Origin of the sequence: Pseudomonas protegens, assembly GCF_003732485.1 — a bacterium.
Taxonomy (GTDB): Bacteria; Pseudomonadota; Gammaproteobacteria; order Pseudomonadales; family Pseudomonadaceae; genus Aquipseudomonas; species Aquipseudomonas protegens_B.
Genome location: NZ_MOAK01000029.1, coordinates 1 through 1969, shown reverse-complemented (window position 1 = coordinate 1969; position 1969 = coordinate 1). Strand labels below are relative to the sequence as shown.

Genomic DNA, 1969 nt, shown 5'->3' with positions numbered 1-1969 from the left:
GCTTGAGTCGAAACTCAATAGCCTCCGCACGTCTGTTCTCATCCTTGCTGAAGGCTTTTAGATAGTTTTCGGTTTCTACCAGAACTCTATTAATGTCTTCGGATGTGCCCTGAAGATTGTCTGGCGACGCGATTAGAACGCCCATGCTGCCCAAGAGAAGGGTCAGCTTTACCATCGTCTCCCGGCTTTTTTCCCCATACAACTCAACACTCTTCTTCCACTGCTCATACGTCTTCTTCGGGCTCGCCACCGCCCCAAGGGAAGAACTGCTCGCATACAAATCCGTACGCGACTCCTCATCCTTGGTGATCTCATACGCCTTGTTCACATCCCGATTCAGCCCGGCCGTTGAATCGGCTCCGGTCTCGGCATCCTTGCGCACCACGATCTCGCCCGCCCCGACGGTGGCGCGCACGATCTGCTCGCGGTCCTTCTGGTAATCCCAGCCGCTGACGCTCCAGCCGGTTTCACCTTCCTTGCCTTTACCCACCTGGCTGCTGTCTTGTGTGGTGCCACTACCGGAGCTGTAGGTGCCGCCCACGTTCAGGTAATAGCCGTGTTCCTTGTCCTTGCCGGCGATATCGCTGAAGCCCAGGGTGCCGGTGTCCAGCTTGAGGTTGCCGTTGTCGGCAAAGATCAGAGTGCCAAAGCCACTCGTTTCTCTCGCGACATATATAGAGTTAGAACTGAATCACTCATCTTTTACGCGGACACTAAGAGCAGAACTATTTAACACGAAACAACCCACTCTTCTTCCAGACAAGCAACATACAAAAAAACTTCTTAACACCCCCTAAATATCACTCTGCAATACACCACCCACGACACATACAGCCTAATAACTCACACACAAAACCACTCAACTCAAAAACTCATACCGCCAACTCTAAAACACAACTAACAAATCTGAAAAAAAATTATCGTTGGACCGTAATCCTGCTCGGTATTTGAGACTTCAACAGAGAACTTCTTCTCGGGAAACTTATCTTTTAAAACCAAACGCCATGAAACTGCAAAAATATCCGCCAACTGTTCAAATATTACATCACCAACATCGCTTGCCGTTCCAGAAAAAACATCATAAAGATGAATTTGATTCATCACCCTCTCAACGGCATTGACATCACCATTCAACTGCTCGAGCCAAACATCGAATATCGCAGCGTCGTATCGACTCTCTAGAAACACCGCATCATCCCTAACAACAAAATCGGGAAACAACAATCTACAAAACAACATAACATCTTCAGGGCTGCAAATTTCACTCACATAGGAAAATATATCAACTGTACTTTTTTCCGCCCACTGCGATTTCCATGACTCATATCTACTCAAGCCTACAAAAGGTTTAATTGTATTAACACTCATCATGGAACCTCGTCTGGTCTAATCGGTCTTGGGGCTAACTTCGTGGATGGTGACTGCACTCTAACAGTTCCATCAGGAAGTGTATTCCTACCATACTCTATTACATGTGGCGTCGGAACAGACAAATGAGGCTTACCTGTAACATCGACTCTTTTCAACACCATACCCACCGAATCATAAGTAGCGTAGCTAGTTATGTTCCCTTGATTATCAGCCCGATATAACACTCCATTCACGGGACCACCTTCCAATATGAAATTTCGACTAACTTGAGTCCCACCCTCAAGAGGCCCTCCAACTAAATTTCGTGCATTACGAGGAGTAATACCATTTATAGTATACATCACCCCCGGATTCAGCTTGTGCTCCGGAGTTACATAGGCACCATCCTTCTGTACTCCATCCAGCTGAGTACCACCCGTATGAGGCGTTGTGATAACTCCGCCACCTTCAGCGTAGCCCCCACTGGTAGGATTCAGTCCTGATGCATCAACAATCGGATTGACCAGCTTTCGGTTTTCATCATCAAGCAGGTGAATTGGGAACGCAGTGAGGGTTATCAACTCCCACAGGCCGATCGAAATTTTTAGCTGCCTTTGCA

General features: G+C 47.4%; 2 protein-coding genes and 1 pseudogene. All 3 read right to left on the bottom strand.

Annotated features, from left to right (window positions below; all coding sequences use genetic code 11):
- Window positions 1-646 (bottom strand): annotated as a pseudogene (locus BLX41_RS34375) (hemagglutinin repeat-containing protein); the annotation flags it as partial.
- A gap of 251 nt (window positions 647-897) precedes the next feature.
- On the bottom strand, window positions 898-1371 hold the full coding sequence (locus tag BLX41_RS04145) for a hypothetical protein (protein WP_072453190.1): 474 nt from the start codon (window positions 1369-1371) through the stop codon (window positions 898-900).
- A partial coding sequence (locus BLX41_RS04140; protein WP_221179186.1) for a polymorphic toxin type 24 domain-containing protein occupies window positions 1368-1969 on the bottom strand: 602 nt, incomplete at its 5' end. The genes BLX41_RS04145 and BLX41_RS04140, both read right to left, overlap by 4 nt.